Here is a 23,194-nt window from a genome sequence, read left to right on the forward strand (position 1 = left end):
TGCCGGGTCGTAGCGGCGGAGCCGTGTAGGCCCGGTGCCGCTGCCGAACAGCCCCGCGCAGCGGCAACCAGCCCGCCGCAGGCGCCACGGCGAGAAAGCCCGAAACACCGGCCCAGGCAAAGCGCAGCGAACGGGCCCGCCGCAGGCGCAACGGAGAGACACCACCACGGCGGGACGGCCGACAACGTGGGGCCAAGCTAAGCGCAGCGAACCGGCACGGGAAGCCTCACCAGCCGTGCCACCAGGTCCGCGAACATGCCGTTGTCCGGCTCGTCCGCCAGTATGTGGCGGACGATCTCCGCCATGCGCTCGTCGTACGCCGCGCTCACCGCCGCCAGCGCCGCGAAATCGTGCACCAGTTGCCGCTCCAGCTCCTCGCGCGGGATGCGCCGTCCGTCCAGCCACAGCAGGGCGGTGGTCTCGGCGAGCGAGATCCACGAGCGGACCACCAGCGCCAGCCGCGGCGGCGGGTCGGGGATGCCGAGATGGGCGAGGATCTGGTCGTACGCGGCCTGCCGTACGCCGTCGATCAGCGCCCCGGTGCGGCTCTGCGAACCGGTCGCCGGACCGCCCCGCATCAGCGCGGAGAAGCCGGGGCCGTGCTCGTCCACGAAGTCGAAGAAGCGCTCCATCACGCGCAGGAGGCGGGCGCCGAGCGGGCCCTCGTGCGGTTCCATGAACCGGGCCGACAGCTCCTCGGCCGCGCGCCGCAGCGCGGCCTCGTACAGCTGCTGTTTGCCGGGGAAGTAGTGGTAGACGAGCGGCCGCGATATCCCGGCCGCCTCGGCGATCTCGTCGATCGACACGTCCTCGGGAGAACGATGGCTGAAGAGGTCGAGTGCGACGCCGATGAGCTGCTCGCGCCGCTCCTCGACGCCCATTCTGCGGCGCGCCCCGGTCGTCATGCGGACCACCCTAACGACCGGGGGCGCGCCACGGAATCACGGCCGTGACAAGCCGGTGTCAGCCGTCGAGGTTAGAGATCGAGGACGAGGCGCCCGCCCTCCCGCGCCCGCGACACGCAGATCAGCAGCGAATCGTCGCGCTCGGCGTCCGTCAGCAGCGCGTCGCGGTGCTCCACCTCACCCGCCAGCACCCGCTGTTGGCAGGTGCCGCAGAAGCCCTGCTCGCAGCTGTACGGCAGGTCCGGCAGCGCCTGGTCGCGGAGGGCGCGCAGCACGCTGGTGCCGGCGGGCACGGTGACCGTGCGGCCGGTACGGCGCAGTTCCACCTCGAACGGGGCGTTCTCCGCGCCCGGCGCGGGGGCGGCGGGGGCGAACCGTTCGGTGTGCAGGGTCAGTCCCTCGGGCGCGTCGGGCAGCAGGGCGGCCACCGCGTCCATCAGGGGTTCGGGGCCGCAGCAGTAGACGGCGGCGTGCGGGGGCGCGTCGGCGAGCAGGGCGGCCAGGTCCGGCCGGCCGTCCTCGTCCTCGGCGACCACGGTCACCCGGCCCGCCCCGGCCCCCGCCAGCTTCTCGATCTCCTCCAGGAACGGCATCGAGGCCCGCGACCGCCCGCCGTACAGCAGCCGCCACGGCACCCCCTCCCGTTCCGCCCGCCGCACCATCGGCAGGATCGGGGTGATGCCGATGCCGCCCGCGATGAAGACATAGGCGTGGCACTCGTCCAGGCGGAAGCGGTTGCGCGGGCCGCGGACCTCGACGGCCGTGCCCTCGTGCAGCTGCTCGTGCACCTCGCGCGAGCCGCCCCGGCCGTCCACGATGAGCCGGGTGGCGATGGTGTACGAGCCGGGTGTCTCCGGCTCCCCGCACAGCGAGTACTGGCGCACCGTCCCCGACGGCAGCACCAGGTCGATATGCGCCCCGGGCTCCCAGCCCGGCAGGTCGTCACCCTCCAGGCGCAGCCGTACGACCCCCTCGGCCTCGTCCGTACGCTCCACGACCAGCAGGTGGCGCGGCGTCCCGGAAGGCTTGCGCCCCCTTCCCGACAGGGGGTCCGTGAGCGCCGGCATCGGCCACAGCGGGGACGCCTTGATGCGTCGGCGCAGCGCCCGGCGGGCCACCAGGGCCGCCGCGGCCACCACGACGACGGTGCGGATACGCGGTGTCCGGGGTGTGCGGGGCATTCTCAGGCACCTCCGGTCGTAGCGGAACCGGCCGCGGTCGCGGCGGGGGATCCGGCGAGATAGGCGACGGCCTGCGCGGTGCTGCCGTGCTGGGAAGGGTGGTAGGTCCGGCTGAGGTACTGGGGGATGGAGCGGGCCATCGCCCCGGCGGTCGGCAGCGTGCCCTGCCGGCCGGCGCGGAAGAACTCCCGGAAGCTCGCCTTTCCGTCGATCAGGGTGGGGTCGTTCTCCATGAAGAAGCGGGTGCCTCTCTGCCAGAGAAACACCAGCGCGGTGAATGCGGTTGCCCAGGTCCGCACCCGCCGCCGATAGCCGCCGTCGAGGTGGACGAAGAGGTCGAAGGCCACGGACCGGTGCTCGACCTCCTCGGCGCCGTGCCAGCGCAGCAGATCGAGCATCGTCGGATCGGCGCCCTTGGCGTCCAGCGCGTCGGCGTTGAGCACCCAGTCGCCCAGGAAGGCGGTGTAGTGCTCGATCGCGGCGATGGTGGCGACCCGTTCCAGCAGCCACCACTTCCGGGCCCGGCCCGGCGGCAGCGTCCGGTCGCCCAGCAGCTTCTCGAAGAGCCAGTCGACCTGCGCGGTGTACGGGGTGGGGTCCAGCCCCTGCGACCTGAGGTGCGGCAGGACGTCGTCGTGCGCCTGGGAGTGCATCGCCTCCTGGCCGATGAACCCGATCACGTCGTCGCGCAACCGAGGATCGCGGATGTACGGCAGCACCTGCTTGTAGACGTGGACGAACCAGCGCTCGCCGGCCGGCAGCAGCAGATGCAGGACGTTGATGGTGTGGGTGCTGGCGGGGTCGCCGGGTATCCAGTGCAGGGGGGTGTCCGCCCAGTCGAAGGCGACGTTGCGGGCCTTCAGCGGGATGTGCTCGGACGCGACCGGCTGGGGCCGCAGCGAGGCCGTATTAGACATGGCGTCAATGTACTGGCGGGTAAGGAATGTCGATACCCCTCGCACGCACCTTTCCGGCCGGGGAGCCGCGGCCGGCGACCTCAGCGCAGCGCCTCGACCTTCCCGCCGTCCGCCGTCCGCCCCGTCAGCCGCGCCTGGGCGCCGGCCTGCGTCTGCACCGCCATCAGGTGCCCGGCGGCCCGGCCCTGCACCCCGCCGGTGGCCGTGACGGACGTGACCTTCTCGCTGCCCGCGGCCAGCAGCCACCACTGGCCGCCGGTCGCCTTCCACAGGACCCCGGCCAGCGCCCGCGGCGCCCGCGGCCCGCAGGCCGTACCGCCCTCGACGCTCGCCGCCACCGTTCCGCGCGCGTACGGCCGGCCGTTCGGCGCGGGGGCCTGGAACTGCGCCAGCGTCCGGCTGCCCGCCCCCCGCCAGGTCTCCGCCCTGGTGCAGACCCACGCCGCGCTGCCCGCGCCCCCGGGCAGCGGCTGCCGCGCGAACTCCCAGGAATTCACGCTCCGTACGCCCTGCCCGCGCACCGCCGCCAGCGCGCAGCCGCCGCGCGCCCATGCCGTCCGGGCCTGCGGGGAGGTCGCCTCGCCCGGTTTGCGCGGGCTGCCGTACGTCAGCCGGGCCGGGGCCAGCTCGCCGAGGTCGGTCAGCAGACGGCCGCCCATGCGCAGCGCGGGCCAGGTCGTACAGCTCCGGTCGGGGCGGGGGGACGGTACGGGGTCGCTCACGCCGCTCGCGTCCACGCCCAGCTTCTGCCCCGCGGCCTCCGGCGCGAGCAGGTCGACCAGTCGGACGGAGTTCACCCAGGGGGCCGTCAGATAGCGGACGTTGCCCTCCGTACGGCCCACCACCAAGGCGCCCGCCGAAGCCGCCTCCGCGCCGTCCGTGCGGGCGAAGTCGAGCGCCGCGCCCCGGCCGGCCTCCCGGCCCTCGCCGTCCGCCGCCTCGGCGTAGCGCACCACCCGCAGGCCGTCATGGAAGAGCACGACGACGGAGTGGTCGACGACGCCCGCGAACAGCAGCTGCGGGGGCCCGGCCGCGGGGCCTGCCGGGGTACCCGGCGTGGCCGAGACCTGCACCCCGGCCCCGGGCCTGGCCCACACCGCCAGCGCCCGGCGCAGCAGCGCCTTGTCGCCGGTCCGGCCGCCGCGGGCGGGCCACGCCGAGAAGTCCTGGCGCGCCGCGCCCTGCCAGGCGTCCGCGGACGCCGCCGTCAACTCTCCGGGATCCAGGGCCGCTTCGGCCGCCGCGTTCTGCGCGTACGGGGGAGCGGCGGCGCCGTCCGGGCCCCAGCCCTCGCCCGGCAGCCCCAGCAGTGCCCCGCACACCACCACCGCCGCGCCCGCCGCCAGCGCCGCCCGGGCGTGCTGCCGTCGGCGGATCAGATCCGTCGGCCGGGCCTGAAGGGCGCACGGGTCGAACTCCACCGACTCCAGCAGCGACCGGTCCCGGCTGCCCGCCGGGACCGCCGCCTCCTCGGCCTCGTCCAGCGCCTCCTGCGCGTCGGCCACCCCGGCGGCCTCCAGAGCCCGGGCGGTCCCGTCGGCCGTGAGTCCCTCCAGGTCACGCAGCACGAACGCGGCTCGGCCGGGTCCGGACAGCGCCGACAGCGCCTGGTCCAGGGCGAGTTCGTCGGCGCCGCCGGAGCGCGGGAAGAGGCGCAGTCCCCACACCTGGGGGAGCAGCGGGGCCCGGCGCCACCAGGTGCGGCCGGTGGCGAGCGCGGCCTTGAGCACGCGCTGCCGGAGGAAGGCGTAACCGGGATCGGCGGCCGTGTCGTCGCCGGCGCGCTGGGCGGGCAGACCGGCGTCGCGGGTGGCGGTGCGCTGGCGCGGCAGGGCGCGCTGCACCACGGCGTGGGCGGTCAGCACCCGCCGGCCGCGGCCGCTGCCGGGCGGCAGGACGAGATACGCCAGCCGCACCAGCCTGGAGTAGTGCTCGACCAGCGCCGCCTCGGCCTGTTCGACGTCGATGACCTCGCCGACGTCGGCGAAGCCGTCGGCGGAGGTACGGTCCGGACGCGGGGATGTCGCCTGCTGCTGCTCCACGTTCAGTGGAACGAGTGAATCCTGTGATGGTCACCCGGGGGCCGCCCGCTCGCCCCCATGGGTGACCCGGACGGCGCTACCGCAGGTCGAACTCGCCGTCCCGCGCACCCAGCACAAAGGCCCGCCACTCCGCCTCGGTGTAGCGCAGAACCACATCGGGTTCGGTGGAATTGCGCATCGCCACCGCGCCGCGCTCCAGGAACGCGATCTCCACCGCCTCCTCGGCGTCGTTACCGGGCGGGCGCTGCCAGACGGCGCCCGAGATGTCGAGGCCGTAGAGCCACTCCTTGTCCGCAGCGGTGCCCATACCGATTCCCCTCGCTCGTGATCAGATCCGGCCAGCGTACGGGGTGGCCGACGGCCCCTTCCAGTGGAGCGCAGGCGGCCGGTCAGGACATCTGCCAGCGGCGGAATTCGGCCGTTCCGCGGTGCCCGGTGGCGGAGTTGGCGGCGCACTGGTGCAGGCCGGTGTCCTGTGCGGCGGCGGCCCCGGGGACGGCGACGGTGGCGATCTCGCGCCAGGTCCGGCCGTCGTCGGTGGAGCACGCGCCGGTGTAGGTGCCCGCGCTCCCGTGGTCCTGCCCGCGGGTCAGGCGGAGGCGGACCGGGGCGCCGATCCCGGTGAGCCGCCGGTAGGTGTCCAGGGTGCCGTCGCCGGTGGCGTCGTAGGAGAGGACGACCCCGTTGGCCGGCGTCACGGAGAGGTTCAGGAAGCCGGGGGAGGAGGGCCGGGTGAGGTCGTTGCGGACGATGATGCCCGCGCGGGCCCAGGGGCCGGTGGTGTCGTCCTGACGGGTCACCTCCGCCGTCACCGCTCCGCCCGCCCGGAGCGCGCCCGCCCGGTAGACGGCGCCGAACTCGGCCGTGCCCTTCCACAGGTCGGCCCCCGCGCCGTCGATCGCGAAGCGGCCGTCCAGCTGGCCGAAAATCGCCGCATTGGTGGTGACGGTCTCGAGATTGTCGTCCAGTGGACCGGCCACGAAGAGGGTGCCGTGGCGGGCCGCGCGGACCCGGGGCTCGCCCTGGGGGCCGTACTCGACCGTCAGGCCGTAGGGCAGCGGGTGCAGCGGACCGGCCGGCGGTCCGGCCGGTGCGGCCACCCGCCACCGTGCCCGCCCGGTGCCGCCGGGCGGGACGGAGGGCAGCGAGAGGGGGCCGTCGGCGGTGGCCTCGAGGCCGGTGAGCGCGAAGTCGGCCCGGCCGGTGGCGCGCAGGCCGTTGACGTTGCGCAGGGCTGCGGTGACGGTGGCACGGCCGCCCGGCGGCATCGCCTGCGGCTCGGCGGTGAGGGTGACGGTGCCCTGGTAGGGGGCCGCGGCGAGGAGGTCGTGGACCCGGCGCGCGGTGCGGTGGGGGTCGGCGGTGGGGCGCAGCGGGTAGGCGTTGCGCCGGTGGGTCCAGGGCTCCTCCATCGCGTACCAGTCGAAGGACTTCGGTGGCCGGTCCGACGCCAGCGCGTCCTCCAGTTCGTCCAGGTACGCCCGCCACTGGGGGAGATGGACGTCGCCGATCAGGCCGTGCCAGTCGCGGTTGGCGTAATTGGCGAGCGCGCCGCCGTCCGCGGTGGCCCGGTCCGCCCAGGTGGTGATCAGGGCGCGGGCGCTGTGCTCCAGCCGGGCCCGCTCCGCGTCGCCGGACGCCATCGCCCTGGCGTCGGCCAGCCACGGCCCGAGCAGGAAGTGCCGGTGCGCGCCGGTGACCTCCTCGCTGTGCCGCATCAGCTCCAGCCACAGCCGCGCCAGCGCCCGGAACGTCGGCCGGTCCTTGCGCCGGTAGGCGTCCTGGAGCTGCCCGATCAGCTGCCAGGAACGGTTGGCCAGGGCCTGCCGGGCGGCGTCGGTCAGATCGTGGCGGTAGGCGTCGCTGCCGCGCAGCCCGGGGCGGACCTTGAGCAGTTCGGCGAAGGCGACGTCGAAGGCGGCCGGGTCGAAGGCCGGGGTGTGGGTGGCGTAGACCGTGCCGGAGCGGGCGGCGAGGTCCGGGCGGGCCGCGAAGACCGAGTCGTGCGGGCGGCCGTCCTTGCTGTCGATCGCGTATGCGCTGGTGGCGAGCGCGGCGAAGGCCGCCCGGGCGTGGTCGTCGCGGGCGCCGTAGCGCAGGTCGGCGTACCGCTCGAACCACGCGGTGCGGTCCACCGGGCGCTCGCGCCAGGCCAGTTCGCCGAACAGCTCGAAGGCGGCGGGATCGCGCTCGGCGGCCTCCGGCATATAGGCCGTGCCGGCGAGCCGGCTGCCCTCCTTGTCCCGCCAGACGGTGAAGCGCTTCGCCCACATATGGGTCTTGGCGCCGATCGTGGTCCGGCCGCCGAAGTTGGGGATGGAGCCGAAGGCGTACGGCACCCCGCCCCAGTCCCGCTCCCGGTCGGTGACCTTGTCGAGGTCGCTGAGGCCGTCCACGATCAGCATCCGGTCGTGGTCGACGGCGTCCAGCAGGTCGCGCCGCGGATTCTCCTGCCAGCCGAGGATGACCCAAGTGGCGCCGGGGCGGGCGGTGCGCAGCGCCTTCTCCACGGCGCGGGCCGCCTCCGGGACCGGTACGTCGCCGGGGTCGCCGCCCTCGTGCAGCAGATCCATCTTGAAGTGGCCCGCGGGGCCGAGGAGGTGGTGCTGGTGGCGGTAGAAGGCGGCGGCGACCTCGGCGAAGGCGTCGGTGCGCGGGTCGAGCCAGTCGGGGCGCTTCAGGCCGGACCAGGTGCCCTGGGGGACGGTCCTGGCCCCGGGGTTGCGGGCGGCGAAGCCGTCCGGGACGGTGCCGAAGTAGCCGGGCAGGACCGGGTGCATGCCCAGGGCGCGCAGCCGGTCGGTGATCCGGCGGCCCAACTCGGCGCGCTGGGCGATCAGTTCGGGGCTGGTGGGGCCGCCGTAGGCGCTCATGTTCTGCAGCAGCCACCAGGGCTGGTGGGAGGGCGCCGGGAGCCAGCTACGGGCCTCGGCGTCGGAGTAGCCGAAGGCGGTCAGCACGCGGTGGTAGACCGCTTCGGTGCCGGGGGTGACCAGCACCTCGTTGACGCCGTGCAGTGCGAGGACGTCGATCAGCCGCTCCCAGCGCGCCCAGGTGGCGTACGGGGCGGTGTAGCCGTCGTGGGTGTCGTTGAGCGCGAAGCGGTGCGGCAGAGCGGTGGCGCGTTCGAGCGGCGCGGCGGGGGAGGGCAGCCGGGCGGGCAGGTCGAGCTGGTCGCCGGCCCAGGAGAGGTGGGCGCGGCAGGTGTATTTGAGGTACCAGTGGACGCCGGTCAGGAGCGTGGCGGGGCTGGTCCCGGCGACCGTGATCCGGCCCTCGCTGCCGTCGACCCGGAAGCGGTCGGCGGCCCCGCCGTCCGCGGCGAGCCGTACGAGCCGGAACTGGTCGGCATGGTCGGGCAGCAGCCGCTCCAGCGCCGCCCGTGCCGCGGCGGTGCCGTCCGCGGCCGGCCGCTCCGGCCGGGGTACGGAGGGTTCGGCGGCCTTCGCGGGCGCCGCGGCACCGAGCGCCGCCCCCGCGCCGATCGCTCCGGCGGTTCCCAACAGCGCGCGTCGTGACGGTTGGCTCACGTGTGCCCCCACTGCTCGGCAGTATCAACGGACCCGTGCGTGGGGCACGCTAACGGTCGGTCAGCCGCGGTCCAAGTAGGCCAGGACGGCCAGCACGCGCCGGTTGTCGTCGTCCGACGGGGGCAGATCCAGCTTCCCGAAGATGTTGGAGGTGTGCTTGGCGACCGCCCGCTCCGTGATGACCAGCCGACCCGCGATGGCGGCGTTGGACCGGCCCTGCGCCATCAGCTCCATCACCTCCACCTCGCGCGGCGTCAGCCGCCCCATCGGCCGGTCCCGCGAACGCCGCGCCAGCAGCTGCGCGATGACCTGCGGATCCATCGCCGTGCCGCCGCCCGCCACCCGGCGTACCGCGTCGATGAACTGCTCGGCGTCGAAGACCCGGTCCTTGAGCAGATAGCCCACTGCGCCGCTGCCGTCGGCCAGCAGCTCGCGGGCGTAGAGCTGCTCCACATGCTGCGAGAGCACCAGCACGGGCAGACCGGGCCGGGCCCGCCGGGCCGCCAGCGCGCACTGGAGCCCCTCGTCCGTGAACGAGGGCGGCAGCCGGACATCGACGATCGCCACATCCGGCTCCCGCTCCGCCAGCGCCCGGGTCAGCTCGGGTCCGCTCTCCACCGCCGCGGCGATCTCGAAGCCGTATGCCTCCAGCATCCGGGTCAGCCCGTCGCGCAGCAGGAAGAGGTCTTCGGCCAGCACTACGCGCACGGGGTCCCGCTCGGTATCTCGCCCGGCATCTCGCACGGAATCTCCATCGTCACCAGGGTGGGGCCGCCGGCCGGGGAGCTGACGGCGAGGACGCCGTCGAAGGTACCGAGCCGGCGTTCGATCCCGCGCAGCCCGGAGCCGTGTGACGTACCGTCGACCGGACCCGGCACGGCGCCGCCCCGTCCGTTGTCGATGACCGCGAGGCGCAGCCGCCCCCCGGAATGCCCGATGTCCACCCCTATGCGGTCCGCGCCCGAGTGCTTGACGGCATTGGTCAGCACCTCGCTGACGGCGAAGTACGCGGCCGACTCCACCGGCGCCGCGACCCGCCGCTCCAGCGCCACCGTCACCTCGACCGGCAGCTCCATCCGCAGCGCCAGCGCCCGTACGGCATCGCCCAGGCCGCGCTCGGCCAGCACCGGCGGATGGATGCCGCGCACCAGATCCCGCAGCTCGGTCAGCGCCTCGGCCGACGACCGACGGGCCCGGCCCAGCATCTCCTTGGCCCGCGCCGGGTCCTTCTCCACCAGCGCCTCGATCGCGCCCAGGCTCATACCCATCGCCACCAGCCGGGCCTGCGCCCCGTCGTGCAGATCGCGCTCGATCCGCCGCAGCTCGGCCGCCGAGGCGTCCACCGCGTCCTGCCGGGTCTCGGCCAGCCGCGCCACCCGCGCCGCCAGGTCGGCCCGGGGCGGCGTCAGGAACACCTCGGCCAGCCGGAAGTGGGCCCGCAGCAGCGCCGGGCTCCCGTAGGCGGCGAGCGCCAGGAGGGCGATGCCGAGCGGCGGCGCCGCGAGCAGCACCACCGGGTGGTCGGTGGTCAGCGGACCGAACCCGAGCGCCTGGGTCCCCAGCCCCGTCACCCACTGGAAGAGGGGCAGCAGGACGAACGCCGCGCCGTACGCGACCAACGACGGCGGCAGCAGCGCCAGCGCGAACCCCGCCGTCGCATCCACCGGCAGCCACAGCAGCTCGCGCCATGTCGCCGGGTCCCGCAGCAGCACCGCGCAGCGCCGCGCCTGGCCGACCGGGCCGTGGCTCAGCCCCGGCGGAAAGGGGCGGTACGCCGCGGGTATGCGCAGCCCCGCGACCTGCTGCCCCCACACCCGGCGCCACCGGGCGAACGACCGGGCCAGCGCCACCACGACCGGAGTGGTCAGCACCCCTATCCCGATCACCATCAGCGCCATGGACACCACGGTGAGCACGAACAGCACGATCGACCCGACCTCGGCGACCAGGGCGAGCCCCAGCCCCCGGGCCGCGGCGACCAGTGTTCTGCGGACCCTCATCCGTACGCTCCCTGGGCTTCACGCGCCCGGCCGTCGGGCACGGGAACAGTTTGCCGCGTAGAGAAGGCCAGGTCATTGGGGTAAGCACCACCTTTTCGGTGGTGCACACACCACCACCCAAGGAGGGCTCCCATGCGCACGGCATCGACCGCGTCCGCCGCCATCCCCACACCCGCCACCCCCGTCTCTCCCACCCCGACCGCCGCTCCCGTCACCGACCCGGCCGCCGCACCCGGCTACACCGCCGTGATCGCCGACACCCAGGAGCAGATCCGCGCCGCGCAACGCCTGCGCCACCGGGTCTTCGGCGAGGAGATGGGCGCCACCCTGCACTCCCCGCTGGCCGGTCACGACATCGACGCCGTCGACGACCTCGCCGACCACCTCGTCGTCACCCACACCGCGACCGGCGACGTGGTCGGCACCTACCGGCTGCTGCCGCCCGGCCGCAGCGACCGGCTGTACTCCGACGGCGAGTTCGACCTCGGCGCCCTGGACGCGCTGCGCCCCTCGCTCATCGAAGCGGGCCGCTCCTGCGTCCACCCCGACCACCGGGGCGGCGCGGTGATCAACCAGATGTGGGCGGCCCTCGCCCGCTACACCCTGCTCTCCGGTCACCGCTATCTCGCCGGCTGCGCCTCCGTCCCGCTCGCCGACGGGGGCACCGCCGCCGCCCACGCCCAGGAGCTGGGCCGCACACGGTACGCCGCACCCTCCGGGCTCCAGGTCACCCCGCACCGCCCCTGGCGCACCACCGTCCCCACCCCCGAACGCCCCAGCGCCGCCCAGCTCCCGCCGCTGCTCCGCGGCTATCTGCGCATCGGCGCCGTCATCTGCGGCGCCCCCGCCCACGACCCCGAGTTCGACGTCGCCGACTTCTTCGTCGTCCTGGACATGGAGCGCCTCGGCGACCGCTACCGCCGCTTCTTCCTGGGGGAGCAGTGAACGGGGGCGCGCCGACCGGGCGAGCGGCGACCCGGGAAGCGAGGACCGGACGCGCGCCGACCGGCCCCTGGGACGTGTGGTCCGACTGCACCCCCGACTGCGCCACGCACGGCCTGCCGAAGGCCCCGCTGACCCACACCGCGCGGCGGGGCGCCGCGTTCGCGCACGCGGTGCGGCGCGCGCTGACGGACGGCGGGCGGATGGCCGATCCGGTACGGCTGACCGCCCACGCCCGAGCGCTGATCGCGGCGCTCGGCATCCGCAGGGAGGGCGCGGCGGACGGCTTCACCGTGCCCGCCGGCGGCCCCGGCACCCTCATCGTCGTCAACCACATCTCCTGGCTCGACATCCCCGCCCTGCTCGCCGTCGAACCGGTCACCCTGCTCGCCAAGCGCGAGGTCGGCGGCTGGCCCGTCGTCGGCGGCCTCGCCCGCCGGGCCGGTACGTACTTCATCGACCGCTCCGACCCCCGCCGACTCCCCGACACCGTCGGCGAATTGACCGGCCTCCTCGCCTCCGGGCGCTCGGTCGCCGTCTTCCCGCAGGCCACCACCTGGTGCACCGCCGACCAGGGTTCCTTCCGCCGGGCCACCTTCCAGGCCGCCCTCGACGCGGGTGCCCCGGTCCGCCCGGTGACGATCGACTACACCCAGGGCGGCCGGCCCGGCACGGTGGCCGCGTTCTGCGGCGAGGACACGTTCGTCGCCTCGCTGCGGCGGGTCCTGGCGGCCCGCGCGCTGGCCGTACGGGTCACGGCGCATCCGGCGCTGACGGGGGAGGGGCGCGACCGGCGGGAGCTGGCCGCGCTGGCGGAGCGCGCCGTACTGGGCGGGCGGCGGCCGTCCGGGCTCCCCGAGGTGCCCGCCCCGCGACCGGCTCCCGAACCCGCGGCCCACCAGCATGTTTGACCAGCTGGACCAGCTCACCGAGTCGCTCCGGGGCATGCTGGACTCGCCCTGGCTGTGGCTCGTCGTCCTGCTGGTGTCCGGTCTCGACGCGCTGCTGCCGTTCATGCCGAGCGAGACCACGGTCGTGCTGGTCGCCGTGCTGATCGGACCGCATCCGGCGCTGCTCGCGCTGCTGGCCGCCGTCGCGGCGGCCGGCGCGCTGGCGGGCGACTGCCTCGGCTACGCCGTCGGCCGCTACGCCGGGCCCCGCGCCACCGCCTGGCTGCTCCGCGGCGCACCCGGCCGCCGCCGGACGCGCCGGACCGGCCGCATCCGGGCCCGTACGACGGTCGAACGCCACGCCGCCACGCTCGTCATCGCCGGACGCTTCCTGCCCGGCGGGCGGGTGGTCGCCGCGCTGTCCACCGGCAGCGTCCGCTTTCCGCTGCGCCGCTTCGTCCTTCTGGACGCGGTGGGCGCCGCCCTGTGGGCGGTGTTCAGCACGGCACTCGGCGGGCTCGGCGGCGCCGCGCTCACCGACTCCCCGGTCAAGGGCCTGCTGATGGCGTCGGGCGCGGGGCTGGTGGTGGCGGGGTGTGTGGCGTATCTGCACCGCCGGGGCGGTGCGGCCGGGCCGGGAGGCCCGTGCCGGGGCGTACGGGACGGGGTCTGACCCCGCCCCGTCGTGGCATCCCTACACGCCGGGCACGTACTTGTAGCCGACCCGGCGGACCGTCACGATCGACGACCGGTGCTCGGCGCCCAACTTGCGGCGGAGCCGGGCGACATGGACATCGACGGTGCGGCCGTCGCCGACATGGCCGTAGCCCCACACGGTGGTCACCAGCTGGTCGCGGGTGTGCACCCGGTGCGGATGCGCCACCAGGTGGGCCAGCAGCTCGAACTCGAGGTAGGTCAGGTCCAGCGGCCGGCCGTGGACCTGTGCGGTGCGCCGCTCGGGGTCGATCCGGACGATCGCGTCGCCCGTCCAGGAGGTGGCCGTCGCGGTCGGCTCGGCTGCGGGCCGCGGGGCGGGGACCTGGCTGTTCCGGGCGGTTGGGGGGGCGTGTTCGGCGGGGACGAGGACGAGGTAGCCGACCATCGGCGGCTGGCCGGGCAGGACGGGCAGGCTGGCCTGGGGCGCCGGAAGCCAGGTCGCGCCGGCGTCCAACAGCTCGGCGACCGACTGGATGCCGGGGCGCGCCGGGGGTCCCCCCGGCCGGAGGCCACCCGGGGCGGTGGATGACGGGAGGGGTTCGTCGGGCGCCACCGCGCGCAGGCGGTGCCGGTGCGGCGCGGTGGTCTGGGCGGACAGGGGGGCCGTCGCGGAAGTGGCAGGAAGGGTACGGACGTTCGTCATCGGGATCAGCTCTTTCGCGCAGGGAGGCGTCGGGGACGTCGTGCGCGCGGGCAGGGCTGGGGACGCCGGTCAGCGGCGTCGGTGAGGCATGTGCGGGCCCGCGCTCAGTGCGCGCGGCAACACAGACGGTCGAAAGCGTGCGCCTGCCGGGACGGCCAGAAAGGCTCGAGGTCGCTGCGACCCGTCGCGGTGTGAGGAAGGCTGGCCATGGCCCTATTGAACCAGACGGTCGACTGGATGGGGAACGGAGTTGACCGACGTCACGGCCCTGTCCGTATCGCGGACGGCGCCGGAGACGGCGCCGCCCGCCCGCGTCACGCCGTCCGTCCCCCGACGGCCCGTCTCGCGGCCGTCCGGACCCCGGTCCTCGGCATCCCCACCGCCCGTGTCCCGGCGGTCCGTATCCCCACCGCCCGTATCCCCGTGCCCATCGCCACCCCGAGCGCCAGCGCCGCCAGATGGCCGGCGTCGGTGAACGTCCGCTCCCGGCGCAGCACGGGACGTATGCCCAGCGCCAGCAGCCCGGCCGTCGCCGCCGTCCGCGCGCCGCGGTGCGGGACGGCGGCGGCGAGGGCGCCGAGCGTGGCCTGGAAGCCGTAGCTCGCGCCGACGTCGACGGCCCGCGCGGTCCCGTCGGACGGATCGTCGATCCCGGACGGATCGTCCCCCTCGCCCTTCACGGCGCCGTGCCCCCGGCCGCGCAGGCCCGCGTACACGAGCAGGCTCGCCCCGATGTGCCCGGCCGCGAACACCCCGGCCGCACGCCCCGTGCCCCAACGGGCCTCGGCCGTACCGAGCGTGGCGAGCAGCGCGGCGCCGTAGGCCGCCGGCAGCGGCTTTTCGACCAGCGCCGCGCTGGTGACGAGCGTGTGCCATCGCCCGGCCCGCAGATTGGCGACATTGGTGGAGTGCGCGCGCAGCACCTCCGTCCGTCGCTCCCGGGGCAGCCGCGCGGTGGCGTACGCGCCGAGCTGGACGGCACCGACGTACAGCGGCGCCGCCCAGGGAAGGGCCGACCGCCTGCGGACGCTCGCCACTTCAGTCTCCCGTCGGCAGCCGCTTGCGCCAGTCCAGCGGGTCGACGGTGATGACCTTGTCCGGATTGCCGTCCCACTCCGTCGGCAGGCCCGCCTCGGACAGCGCGGCCACCACCGTCCGCCCGACCTCCGCCCGCTCCCGCCCGGAATCCGCGTAGGCGCCGTAGCGGACCGAGAGGCCGCCGCCGTCCGCGAGCGTTTCGGTGTCCTGGTAGTGGAAGAAGACGAAGCCGTGGTCGCCCTCGGCGCGCTCGGCGCCGATCTCGGCCACTCCGCAGCCGCTGCAGCAGGTGAAGTTCATCCGCGCCGTCAGCCCCTGCCGCTCCAGCGCCGCGAACACCCCCGCCACCCGGTCCGCATCGGTCACCTCGGGCCATGCGGCCTGCTCGGCGAGCCGCTCCTGCCACGGGCCCGCGACGATCCGGCGGGCTTCGTCCAACGAGACCGGGGTGTCGTCGGGGCCGAAGATGTCGCAGACGCCCTGCGCCGTTCGATGGAAGTCCCAGAAGCCGGTCCGTATCAGCGCACGGGCCTGCTCCTCGGCCCTCTCGCGCGTCTTGGGGTCCAGTCCGGGCGTCGCATACAGGTCCGCAGGTGCCCACTCCAGCGCCGTACGCCAGCTCTCCCCGCCGCGCGCCCAGTCGACCATCAGCGCGATGACCTGCTCGGCATCGGCGCTCTCCGCGCGGAAGTGCCGGTCCGGTCCGCCGTCGCGGTACTCCACCGCGAACGGACCGTCGCCCTCCCTCAGGGTCTGGACGAACTCCTCGGGCTCGTCGGGGATCCGCAGGACGACAGCGAACTGGTCGCCCTCGCCGCCGATCCGCCGCAGCAGGGCGGAGAGCTCGGCCTCGGTGGGGCGTGAAAGGTCCGGCCCGGTCTCGGCCTTGACGGTGATCTCAAGCATGCCTACAGCGTGCCACCCGCCACTGACAACCGGCCCGGACGGGCCGCCGTACGGCCCGCCGCCGGGCAGGCGAAGGGGCCGGACCACACCGGCCCGGCCCCGACTCGCGTTCTTCGACGGTGTGTTACCGGTCTCAGACCTGCTCGCGCCTCTGCAGCTCCGCGCAGCAGGTGTCCACCATCAGGCGGGTGACCACATAGGGGTCGACGTTGGCGTTCGGCCGACGGTCCTCGATGTAGCCCTTCTTCTCGACCTCGACCTGCCACGGGATGCGCACCGAGGCGCCGCGGTCCGAGGCACCGTAGGAGTACTGGTCCCACGGGGCGGTCTCGTGGGCGCCGGTCAGCCGGTCCTCGATGCCGGTGCCGTACTGGCGCACGTGCTCCAGCGGCTTGCCGTCCTGGCCCAGCGCCTCGCAGGCGGTGATGATCGCGTCGTAGCCCTCACGCATCGCCCGGGTGGAGAAGTTGCAGTGCGCACCGGCGCCGTTCCAGTCACCCTTGGCCGGCTTGGCGTCGAGCGACGCGGTGACGCCGAACTCCTCCGCCACGCGGTGCAGCAGCCAGCGCGCCACCCACATGTGGTCCGAGACCTCCAGCGGCGGCAGTGCGCCGACCTGGAACTCCCACTGGCCGGGCATGACCTCGGCGTTGATGCCGGACAGGCCGAGCCCGGCGGCCAGGCACAGGTCGAGGTGCTTCTCGACGATCTCCCGGCCGAAGATCGCGTCGGCGCCCACGCCGCAGTAGTAGTCGGCCTGCGGAGCCGGGTAGCCGCCGCCCTCGGGGAAGCCGAGCGGGCGGTCGCCCTTGAGGAAGGTGTATTCCTGCTCGATGCCGAAGATCGGCTCCTGCGCCGCGAACTTCTCCGCCACCGGGCGCAGCAGGGCGCGGGTGTTGGAGGCGTGCGGCGTGAGGTCGGTGTGGAGGACCTCGCACAGGACGAGGAGGTGGTCGCCGCCGCGGATCGGGTCAGGGCAGCTGAACACCGGCTCCAGGACGAGGTCCGAGGAGTGGCCTTCGGCCTGGTTGGTGCTGGACCCGTCGAAGCCCCACCGGGGCAGCTTGCTCCCGTCCGTAAGGATCTTGGTCTTGGAGCGGAGCTTGGCGGTCGGCTGCGTGCCGTCGATCCAGATGTACTCGGCCTTGATGGTCACGGGGTCCTCATATACGGGTAGGTGCGGGTACGCGTGCGGGCGTACTCCTGCACTCTCGCAAGCGGCCGTTTCCCGTCCGTTGCTCGTATGTGAACCACAGGTTACCCAAACGGACATCCTTCGATTCCGTCGTCGATTGCCCCGTATTGCCTGTCTTTGTGTGACCGAACGCGCTGCCAGGCCTACACATCATCCTTCAGTAGGTCCTCGAACCCCAGATGGCGGATCCGCCGCGCCAGTTCCTCGACGCCGATTCCCATCGCCGCCGCGGTCCGGCCGAGGTGCCACTCGTGCGCGTCGAGCCGGTCCAGTACGTACCCGCGCCGGACCTGCTTGTCGGAGAGCCGGAACGTCTTGAGGTAGGCGACCCGGCCCTTCCCGTCGGTGATCATCTCGCCGATGTGCTGGGCACGCTGCAACGCGAACGGCGGACGGAAACGGGACAGCCGGAACCGCCCCATCCGGTACACCTGGCGGACGGCGTACGACTCATCCAGCAGATCGCCCGCCATCAGGTCGTGATGCTGCTCCGCCCACTCCCGCTGCCGCCGCGCCGCCGCCGCGCGCAGATCCGCCACCGAGGCGATGTACTCCGGGTCGATCCGTACGGTGAAGTCCGGCACCGACCTGGGGCCGTACCGGCCGTACTGGTACATCAGCTCCCCGTACAGGTCGTGCACCAGCGAGGGGTGCAGCGCCCGGTAGTCGTCCGGATGCGGCACCACGAAGGCGGCCGCCAGGGCATCGGCGACGTACACCATCACCCCGCACTGTCCCGGATGGATCTCGAAGATCCGCAGCGCATCGCCGAGCCCGCGCACCTGTCCGCCCCGGTATGCCGTCTCCGCACGCGGCGACAGCCCGTCGCGCACCGCGCGCCGCGTCCACTCCTCCCACACGATGGACGGGCCGCCGAAATGCAGCGCCAGATAGCCGTCGAGCGCCAGATGGAGCGGCAGGAAGCGCAGCCCCACCGGGCCGCCGCCCGCCGCCCGCGACTTCGGCTGCCGCTGGACCAGCTTGCGCGGCAGATGCAGCGGCGCACAGTCCACCGGGTCGCTCCGGTCGCCGAACTGCGAGCCGTACGCGGCGGCGGGAGTGCCGTCGCCCGTCCAGTTCGCCACGAAACCGTGCGGAATGTACGAGGTGTACGACGTGCGCCGGTCGGCCGCCACCGTTGCCACGCCCCCGTCGTAGACCTCGCGGTGCAGCCGCAGATCGGTGATCGGCTCCGCGCGCAGCAGCGGGACCAGCCGGACGGCACCCCACACCTGCGCCGGGCCGGTGCTCAGCCCGTCCAGATCCAGCCTGCTCATACCGTGTCCTCCTCCCGGCCCGTCGCCTCACCCAGGTACTGCCGCACCCGGTCGTCCATATGCGCGCGCAGCTCCGCCACCCCCGTACGGCCCTCCGCGAACCGCGCCAGCTGCACCAGCGCCGGCAGATCCTCGGCGTTGCGCACCCCCGCCGTCGGCACCGAGGCCGACAGCCGCCGTACGTCGAAGTCATCCGCGTCGTACACCGGGTTGAGATGGACGACCGCCGTCCGGCCCGCCGGATCCAACGAGGTCCGCCACGCGCGCAGCACCTCACCGGCCAGCCCCGGGGGCGCGTTGTCCCACCCGTCCGAGACGATCACCAGCCGCTCCGGCGCGGACTCCAGCGCGTCCAGCAGCCGCATACCGAGCGGCGTCGGCCCGTACGGATAGGCCAGCAGCGCGTCCCGCCGCCCCGAGGTCCACAAGGGCAGATAGGTCCCGGCCAGCGCCTCCAGCAGGAAGTGGCAGGCCAGCGCGACCGCCAGCGGACGCTGCCGCTTCTGCCGCGACCCGGAGGCGGAGAAGCTGTCGTCCAGGACGGCGGCCACCCGGCCCCACGTCCCGGCCTGCGCACCCGCCGTACGCCGCGCCGCGGCCCGCAGCGCACCGGTCAGCTCCGCCCGGCGCGCCACCCGGTCGTCGAGGGACAGCGCGAGGACATAACCGGCGAGCCGGGTCAGCGGCATTCCGGTCAGGTCCGCGCCCACGTCCGCGCGGTGCGTACGGGCCGACTCCTGAAGGCGCAGCCGCTCCAGCCGCGTCATCCGGGGCGCGATGCGCTCCAGGAAGGTGCGGCGGTCGATGCCGCGCTTCGCCGCGAAGCCCTCCGCGACGGTGAACGGCAGCTCGTACAGGGCGCCTTGCTCGTAGTGCGCCCGCCGCCAGGCGTCCAGCAGCGGAGCGGTGAAGTGCTTGCGGCGGCCCGGCGCGAAGAGGAAATCGCCCAGCTCGCCGTCGGCGACCCCGGTGCCGCCCAGGGGCAGATGGGCGTGCCGCGCCGCGCACTTGAGGCCGGCGCGGTACTTCACGGCGTCCAGGGCCGGGTCGGGGCGCGCGGCGAGCCAGTCGCGCATGATCGCGCGGGTGCGGCGGTTGTTCACCTTGGCGGCGCGCAGCGCGCGGAACAGCCGGTACACGCGCGGCGCCGGCAGCCGCGCCAGCCGGGCGGCGATCAGCCGGCCCTCCACCCGCCGCTCCTCGGGGCCGGCCTCGCCCGCCGTCTCCAGGAGCTGCCGCACGATCAGCGCCGCGTTGTGGTCGTTGATGTCCAGGGCGAGCGAAGCGGCGTACAGCGGACGGTAGTTGACCCTGACGTACTCGTGGAGAAAGCCCAGCGACATGTGCTGCGCGTCCTCGCCGGAGTGGAATTCGCGCTGCCCGGTGGAGGTGATCGCGGCATTCACGAACAGCAGCACGTCCTCGGCCGCCACCAGATCCGCATGCGTCGTCGCCGGCTCGGCGCGGGTCGCCATTCCGTCCTCCCCCGTAGCGTGGAGCCGGCCGGGGAATGGGGGCGCGAACAGCGAATCGTTGCTTAGCAGAGCAGGTCCGGAAGTCGCACCGGAGTCCCGCGGCCGGCGCCGGAAACGTAACATCCGCGGTGCGGGGCGGGCACGGGGATTACGGGCCCGGGGCCGACGGGCACGGGGAGGGCGGGCCCGCCGGCCGTTGTCAGTGGCGCGCGAGAGACTGGTTCCATGACCACTCCGGCACCGGCTCTGCGCATCGGACTCCTCGGCACCGGCCCATGGGCGCGGCGCGTGCACGCCCCCGTGCTCGCCGCCCACCCCGGCGCCGTCCTCAGCGGCATCTGGGGGCGCAGACCCGCGGCCGCCGCCGAGCTGGCGCAGGCCCACGGCACCCGCGCATACGCCACCCCCGACGAGCTGTTCGCCGACTGCGACGCCGTCTCCCTCGCCCTCCCGCCGTCCGTCCAGGCCCCGCTGGCGGTCCGGGCCGCCGAGGCCGGCTGCCACCTCCTCCTGGACAAGCCGGTCGCCACCACGGTCGCCGGGGCCCGCGCCGTGGCCGACGCCGCCGAGCGCGCGGGCTCCGCCTCGGTCGTCTTCTTCACCGCCCGCTTCGGGGAGCGCGAGGGCGCGTGGATCGCCGAGCAGGCGGCGGCCGGCGGCTGGTTCACGGCGCACGCCGACTGGCTCGGCTCGGTCTTCGCCGACGACAGCGACAGTCCGTACGCGGACTCGCCCTGGCGCCGCGAAAAGGGCGCCCTGTGGGACGTCGGCCCGCATGCTTTGTCCGTACTGCTCCCCGTCCTGGGCGACGCGGAGACCGTCACCGCCGCCCGCGGCCCGGCCGACACCGTGCTGTTGACGCTCCGGCACACCGGCGGTGCGGCCAGCTCGGCGACCCTCGGCCTGTCCGCTCCCCGGCCCGCGTCCGGCGTCGAGGTCACCCTCCGCGGCACCGCCGGCACCACCACCCTGCCGCGCCGCCAGGCCGGCCCGGAACCGGCCTTCCACCGGGCCGTCGACGCCCTGCTGGAGGCCGCCCGCACGGGCCGGCCGCACCCGTGCGACATCCGCTTCGGGGTACGGGTGACCGAGATCCTGGCGGCGGCGGAGGAGGCGTTGGGATGAGCGGCGGACATCCGGTGCGCACCGCGCCGTCGGACAGGGGGCCGGAGAACGGCCCGGCGCGCCCTTCCGCTCATGCCTCACCGGGCATATCCACATGAAATCCAGGTCGTGGAAAGCGGGACCGAACCGCCCTACCGTCAGGGGACAACGGGCGATCGCCGGGCGACCGGCGGCCGCCCGCCCCACCGACCCGAGGAACGCCACCCGATGACGCACGCCACCGAGCCCGGCCGCACCGACACCGCCGCCCCCGACTGCTACGTGGACCTCCTCCTGGCCGCCCTGGCCCGGGACCCCGCCCGCCCCGCGGTGACCTCGGCGGACGGTACGGAGCTCACCGCCGGCGCCTTATATGCCACCGTGCACCGCATGGCGGCGGTACTCGCCGAACGGGGCATCGGCCGGGCCGACACCGTCACCCTGCTCAGCGGCAACCGCCCCGAGGTGCTCGCCGCCCGTTACGCCGCCAACCTCCTCGGCGCCCGCGTGGTGTTCCTCTACGTCGGCATGGCCCCCGAGATCCTGGCCCGGATCGTGGAGAGCGCGGAGACCGTCCTGCTCCTGGTCGACCCCGAACTGCACGCCACCGCACGGGCGTTGCTCGGCCATCTCCAAGGACCGCCCCCCGAGGTCATGACCCTCGGCCCGATGCCCGCACCCGTGGCGGGCGCCGCCGCGGACGCCGCCGCCCCGGGCCCCGACCTCCTGGCCGCCGGCGCGGCCCTCCCCGCCACCCCGGAGATCACCTGCGCCGCCCGGTCCGAGGACGACTGGTGCATCCGCCACACCGGCGGAACGACCGGTGTCCCCAAGGGCGTCCGGATGGCGAACGCTCCGTACGCCAGGATGATCGCCCAGCAGCTGCCGACGGCCGACGAGGCGCGGCCCCGCTTCCTCGCCTGCACCTCACTCGCCCACCTGGCGGGCGTCTTCTCCGACGTCGCGCTCGCGTCCGGCGGCACGGTCGTACTGCACCGCGCCTTCGACCCCACCGCCGTGCTCGCCGCCGTCGCCCGCGAGCGCATCACCGACCTCTGGCTGCTGCCCCCGCTCCTCTACCGCCTCCTGGACGACCCCACCCTCCCCACCACCGACCTCGGCTCGCTCGCCAGGATCACCTACGGCGGCTGCATGGCCTCCCCCTCCCGGATCATGCAGGCGGTGGAGGCCTTCGGCCCGGTGTTGTACGGGATCTACGGCATGTCCGAGGCGATGTCGATCACCGTGGCCCTGCCGGCGGACCACACCTCGACCGGCCCCGGTGGCCGGATCACCGTCGGCCGCGCGATGCCCGGCGTGGAACTGGCCATCCGCGACGCGGACGGGCGGGACCTGCCGACGGGGGAGCGGGGGGAGGTCCATGTGCGCTCCGCCGGGGTGACGACCGGCTACTGGAAGCAGCCCGAGCTGACCACGCAGGTGCTGCCCGGCGACGGCTGGCTGCACACCGGCGACGTCGGCATCCTGGACGACGACGGCCGGCTCTACCTCGTCGACCGGGTCAAGGACGTGATCATCGTCGTGGGCGGCCATGTCCACCCGGCGGAGGTCGAGGACCTGCTGCACACCCACCCGGCGGTCGCCCACTGCGCCGTCTACGGGGTGCGGACGGCCGACGAGGCGGAGGAGGTGCACGCCGCGGTCGTGCCCGCGCCGGACCACGTCGTGGACCCCGATGTGCTCCGTGCCTTCGTCACCGAGCACAAGGGCGCGCTCTACGCCCCCGTTGCCGTCCATGTCGTCGACGCGATCCCCCTCACCGCCGCCGGCAAACCCGACAAACCCCTCCTGCGGGCGACGTCCGCGACGGCCTGATCCGGGCCGGTCCGGGAGGCCGGCCGAGGAGCCGTCCGGAGTACTGGCCAGAGGGGTCAAATCCCCTCTGGCCAGGGGCTTTTGTCAGTGGTGGCCGGTAGAATGGGAACCAGTCAGTGAGGGTTCACCCAGCACTCCAGGAGGTCGCCGATGGCCGCTGCCGCACTCATGACGAAGCCTCTCCCGAGCCACCCGCTGCCCAAGAGGCCGCTGCCGGCCGGATGGCCGCGCGAACGGTACGAATCCCACAACCGCCGCCTGAAGGCCATGCGCCTGGCCATAGCCCTGCTCGACACCGGCGTCTACCGCCCCGAGCAGGCCCACAACCGCCGGATCCGCAGCACCGCGGCCGCCATCGGCGTGCACGCGCCGTCCGACACGACCTGCCGCCTGGTCCGGGCCCTGATCTACGACAACTGCTGACGACAACCGCTGACGACGACACCCGCCGACGGCGCGGTGGGCGGGCGGGGGGGGCGGGGCGACATACCCGGGGGGGGGGGGGGGGGGGGGGGGGGGGGGGGGGGGGGGGGGGCGGGGGGGCGGCGGGGGGGGGGGGGGGGGGGGCGGGGCGGGGGGGGGGGGGGCGGGGGCCG

General features: G+C 74.5%; 20 protein-coding genes. 6 read left to right on the forward strand and 14 right to left on the reverse strand.

Features of this window, described 5'->3' with window-relative positions; translation table 11 throughout:
* Nucleotides 1-197: 197 nt before the first annotated feature.
* The 8 genes from ACIGWZ_RS22500 to ACIGWZ_RS22535 form a co-directional block, all read right to left on the reverse strand.
* On the reverse strand, nucleotides 198-905 hold the full coding sequence (locus ACIGWZ_RS22500) for a TetR/AcrR family transcriptional regulator (protein ID WP_400067291.1): 708 nt from the start codon (nucleotides 903-905) through the stop codon (nucleotides 198-200).
* 71 nt (nucleotides 906-976) lie between these two features.
* Nucleotides 977-2,086: a PDR/VanB family oxidoreductase gene (locus ACIGWZ_RS22505; RefSeq protein WP_400067293.1), complete on the reverse strand. Its 1,110-nt coding sequence runs from the start codon at nucleotides 2,084-2,086 to the stop codon at nucleotides 977-979.
* A gap of 2 nt (nucleotides 2,087-2,088) precedes the next feature.
* Complete coding sequence (locus ACIGWZ_RS22510) at nucleotides 2,089-3,003, reverse strand: metal-dependent hydrolase (RefSeq protein ID WP_400067295.1); 915 nt, start codon at nucleotides 3,001-3,003, stop codon at nucleotides 2,089-2,091.
* A gap of 80 nt (nucleotides 3,004-3,083) precedes the next feature.
* A complete protein-coding gene (locus tag ACIGWZ_RS22515; RefSeq protein ID WP_400067297.1) occupies nucleotides 3,084-5,045 on the reverse strand; it encodes a hypothetical protein in 1,962 nt (653 codons plus the stop codon).
* 76 nt (nucleotides 5,046-5,121) lie between these two features.
* The gene (locus ACIGWZ_RS22520) at nucleotides 5,122-5,352 is read right to left on the reverse strand and encodes a DUF397 domain-containing protein (protein ID WP_400067299.1); all 231 of its coding nucleotides are present in this window, start codon (nucleotides 5,350-5,352) and stop codon (nucleotides 5,122-5,124) included.
* Between the two features lie 82 nt (nucleotides 5,353-5,434).
* Complete coding sequence (locus ACIGWZ_RS22525; RefSeq protein WP_400067301.1) at nucleotides 5,435-8,575, reverse strand: alpha-N-acetylglucosaminidase; 3,141 nt, start codon at nucleotides 8,573-8,575, stop codon at nucleotides 5,435-5,437.
* Nucleotides 8,576-8,635: 60 nt separating this feature from the next.
* Complete coding sequence (locus tag ACIGWZ_RS22530) at nucleotides 8,636-9,283, reverse strand: response regulator (protein ID WP_400067303.1); 648 nt, start codon at nucleotides 9,281-9,283, stop codon at nucleotides 8,636-8,638.
* Nucleotides 9,274-10,575 (reverse strand): sensor histidine kinase, encoded by a 1,302-nt coding sequence (locus ACIGWZ_RS22535; RefSeq protein WP_400067305.1) that lies wholly within the window; start codon nucleotides 10,573-10,575, stop codon nucleotides 9,274-9,276. The genes ACIGWZ_RS22530 and ACIGWZ_RS22535 overlap by 10 nt, the downstream gene beginning before the upstream one ends.
* Nucleotides 10,576-10,707: 132 nt before the next feature.
* Here ACIGWZ_RS22535 and ACIGWZ_RS22540 point away from each other — a divergent pair, with 132 nt between their 5' ends.
* The 3 genes from ACIGWZ_RS22540 to ACIGWZ_RS22550 are packed head-to-tail and all read left to right on the forward strand — an operon-like array spanning nucleotide 10,708 to nucleotide 13,080.
* Complete coding sequence (locus tag ACIGWZ_RS22540) at nucleotides 10,708-11,520, forward strand: GNAT family N-acyltransferase (RefSeq protein WP_400067307.1); 813 nt, start codon at nucleotides 10,708-10,710, stop codon at nucleotides 11,518-11,520.
* Nucleotides 11,517-12,428 (forward strand): lysophospholipid acyltransferase family protein, encoded by a 912-nt coding sequence (locus ACIGWZ_RS22545; protein WP_400067309.1) that lies wholly within the window; start codon nucleotides 11,517-11,519, stop codon nucleotides 12,426-12,428. Before ACIGWZ_RS22540 ends, ACIGWZ_RS22545 begins: the two co-directional genes overlap by 4 nt.
* Nucleotides 12,421-13,080 (forward strand): DedA family protein, encoded by a 660-nt coding sequence (locus ACIGWZ_RS22550; protein ID WP_400067311.1) that lies wholly within the window; start codon nucleotides 12,421-12,423, stop codon nucleotides 13,078-13,080. The genes ACIGWZ_RS22545 and ACIGWZ_RS22550 overlap by 8 nt, the downstream gene beginning before the upstream one ends.
* Before the next feature lie 21 nt (nucleotides 13,081-13,101).
* On the opposite strand, the gene ACIGWZ_RS22555 is transcribed toward ACIGWZ_RS22550, so the two are convergent.
* The 6 genes from ACIGWZ_RS22555 to ACIGWZ_RS22580 all read right to left on the reverse strand — a co-directional run bounded on the left by ACIGWZ_RS22555 (nucleotide 13,102) and on the right by ACIGWZ_RS22580 (nucleotide 19,658).
* Nucleotides 13,102-13,767 (reverse strand): winged helix-turn-helix domain-containing protein, encoded by a 666-nt coding sequence (locus tag ACIGWZ_RS22555; protein ID WP_400067312.1) that lies wholly within the window; start codon nucleotides 13,765-13,767, stop codon nucleotides 13,102-13,104.
* Between the two features lie 314 nt (nucleotides 13,768-14,081).
* Nucleotides 14,082-14,804, reverse strand: a complete 723-nt coding sequence (locus tag ACIGWZ_RS22560; protein ID WP_400067314.1) for a rhomboid-like protein — start codon at nucleotides 14,802-14,804, stop codon at nucleotides 14,082-14,084.
* Between the two features lies 1 nt (nucleotide 14,805).
* The gene (locus ACIGWZ_RS22565; RefSeq protein ID WP_400067316.1) at nucleotides 14,806-15,711 is read right to left on the reverse strand and encodes a DUF6891 domain-containing protein; all 906 of its coding nucleotides are present in this window, start codon (nucleotides 15,709-15,711) and stop codon (nucleotides 14,806-14,808) included.
* A gap of 133 nt (nucleotides 15,712-15,844) precedes the next feature.
* Entirely contained in the window at nucleotides 15,845-16,867 is a 1,023-nt protein-coding gene (glnII, locus tag ACIGWZ_RS22570) for a glutamine synthetase (protein WP_400067318.1), read from the reverse strand.
* Nucleotides 16,868-17,049: 182 nt separating this feature from the next.
* Entirely contained in the window at nucleotides 17,050-18,183 is a 1,134-nt protein-coding gene (locus ACIGWZ_RS22575; RefSeq protein ID WP_400067320.1) for an ARPP-2 domain-containing protein, read from the reverse strand.
* Complete coding sequence (locus tag ACIGWZ_RS22580; RefSeq protein ID WP_400067321.1) at nucleotides 18,180-19,658, reverse strand: hypothetical protein; 1,479 nt, start codon at nucleotides 19,656-19,658, stop codon at nucleotides 18,180-18,182. The genes ACIGWZ_RS22575 and ACIGWZ_RS22580 overlap by 4 nt, the downstream gene beginning before the upstream one ends.
* Before the next feature lie 225 nt (nucleotides 19,659-19,883).
* Between ACIGWZ_RS22580 and ACIGWZ_RS22585 the strand changes: the two genes are divergently transcribed.
* The 3 genes from ACIGWZ_RS22585 (at nucleotide 19,884) to ACIGWZ_RS22595 (ending at nucleotide 23,021) form a co-directional block, all read left to right on the forward strand.
* On the forward strand, nucleotides 19,884-20,783 hold the full coding sequence (locus ACIGWZ_RS22585) for a Gfo/Idh/MocA family protein (RefSeq protein ID WP_400067323.1): 900 nt from the start codon (nucleotides 19,884-19,886) through the stop codon (nucleotides 20,781-20,783).
* 207 nt (nucleotides 20,784-20,990) lie between these two features.
* Nucleotides 20,991-22,598, forward strand: a complete 1,608-nt coding sequence (locus tag ACIGWZ_RS22590; protein WP_400067325.1) for an AMP-binding protein — start codon at nucleotides 20,991-20,993, stop codon at nucleotides 22,596-22,598.
* 150 nt (nucleotides 22,599-22,748) lie between these two features.
* Nucleotides 22,749-23,021, forward strand: coding sequence for a hypothetical protein (locus ACIGWZ_RS22595; protein ID WP_400067327.1), 273 nt, complete (start codon nucleotides 22,749-22,751; stop codon nucleotides 23,019-23,021).
* Nucleotides 23,022-23,194: the final 173 nt, after the last annotated feature.

Source organism: Streptomyces sp. NPDC053427 (assembly GCF_044544985.1).
Taxonomy (GTDB): Bacteria; Actinomycetota; Actinomycetes; order Streptomycetales; family Streptomycetaceae; genus Streptomyces.

Coding starts and splice junctions, on each gene's coding strand:
- ACIGWZ_RS22500 (WP_400067291.1), bottom strand. CDS start 905: ATGACGACCGGGGCGCGCCGCAGAATGGGCGTCGAGGAGCGGCGCGAG.
- ACIGWZ_RS22505 (WP_400067293.1), bottom strand. CDS start 2,086: ATGCCCCGCACACCCCGGACACCGCGTATCCGCACCGTCGTCGTGGTG.
- ACIGWZ_RS22510 (WP_400067295.1), bottom strand. CDS start 3,003: ATGTCTAATACGGCCTCGCTGCGGCCCCAGCCGGTCGCGTCCGAGCAC.
- ACIGWZ_RS22520 (WP_400067299.1), bottom strand. CDS start 5,352: ATGGGCACCGCTGCGGACAAGGAGTGGCTCTACGGCCTCGACATCTCG.
- ACIGWZ_RS22535 (WP_400067305.1), bottom strand. CDS start 10,575: ATGAGGGTCCGCAGAACACTGGTCGCCGCGGCCCGGGGGCTGGGGCTC.
- ACIGWZ_RS22540 (WP_400067307.1), top strand. CDS start 10,708: ATGCGCACGGCATCGACCGCGTCCGCCGCCATCCCCACACCCGCCACC.
- ACIGWZ_RS22550 (WP_400067311.1), top strand. CDS start 12,421: ATGTTTGACCAGCTGGACCAGCTCACCGAGTCGCTCCGGGGCATGCTG.
- ACIGWZ_RS22555 (WP_400067312.1), bottom strand. CDS start 13,767: ATGACGAACGTCCGTACCCTTCCTGCCACTTCCGCGACGGCCCCCCTG.
- ACIGWZ_RS22565 (WP_400067316.1), bottom strand. CDS start 15,711: ATGCTTGAGATCACCGTCAAGGCCGAGACCGGGCCGGACCTTTCACGC.
- ACIGWZ_RS22575 (WP_400067320.1), bottom strand. CDS start 18,183: ATGAGCAGGCTGGATCTGGACGGGCTGAGCACCGGCCCGGCGCAGGTG.
- ACIGWZ_RS22580 (WP_400067321.1), bottom strand. CDS start 19,658: ATGGCGACCCGCGCCGAGCCGGCGACGACGCATGCGGATCTGGTGGCG.
- ACIGWZ_RS22585 (WP_400067323.1), top strand. CDS start 19,884: ATGACCACTCCGGCACCGGCTCTGCGCATCGGACTCCTCGGCACCGGC.
- ACIGWZ_RS22590 (WP_400067325.1), top strand. CDS start 20,991: ATGACGCACGCCACCGAGCCCGGCCGCACCGACACCGCCGCCCCCGAC.
- ACIGWZ_RS22595 (WP_400067327.1), top strand. CDS start 22,749: ATGGCCGCTGCCGCACTCATGACGAAGCCTCTCCCGAGCCACCCGCTG.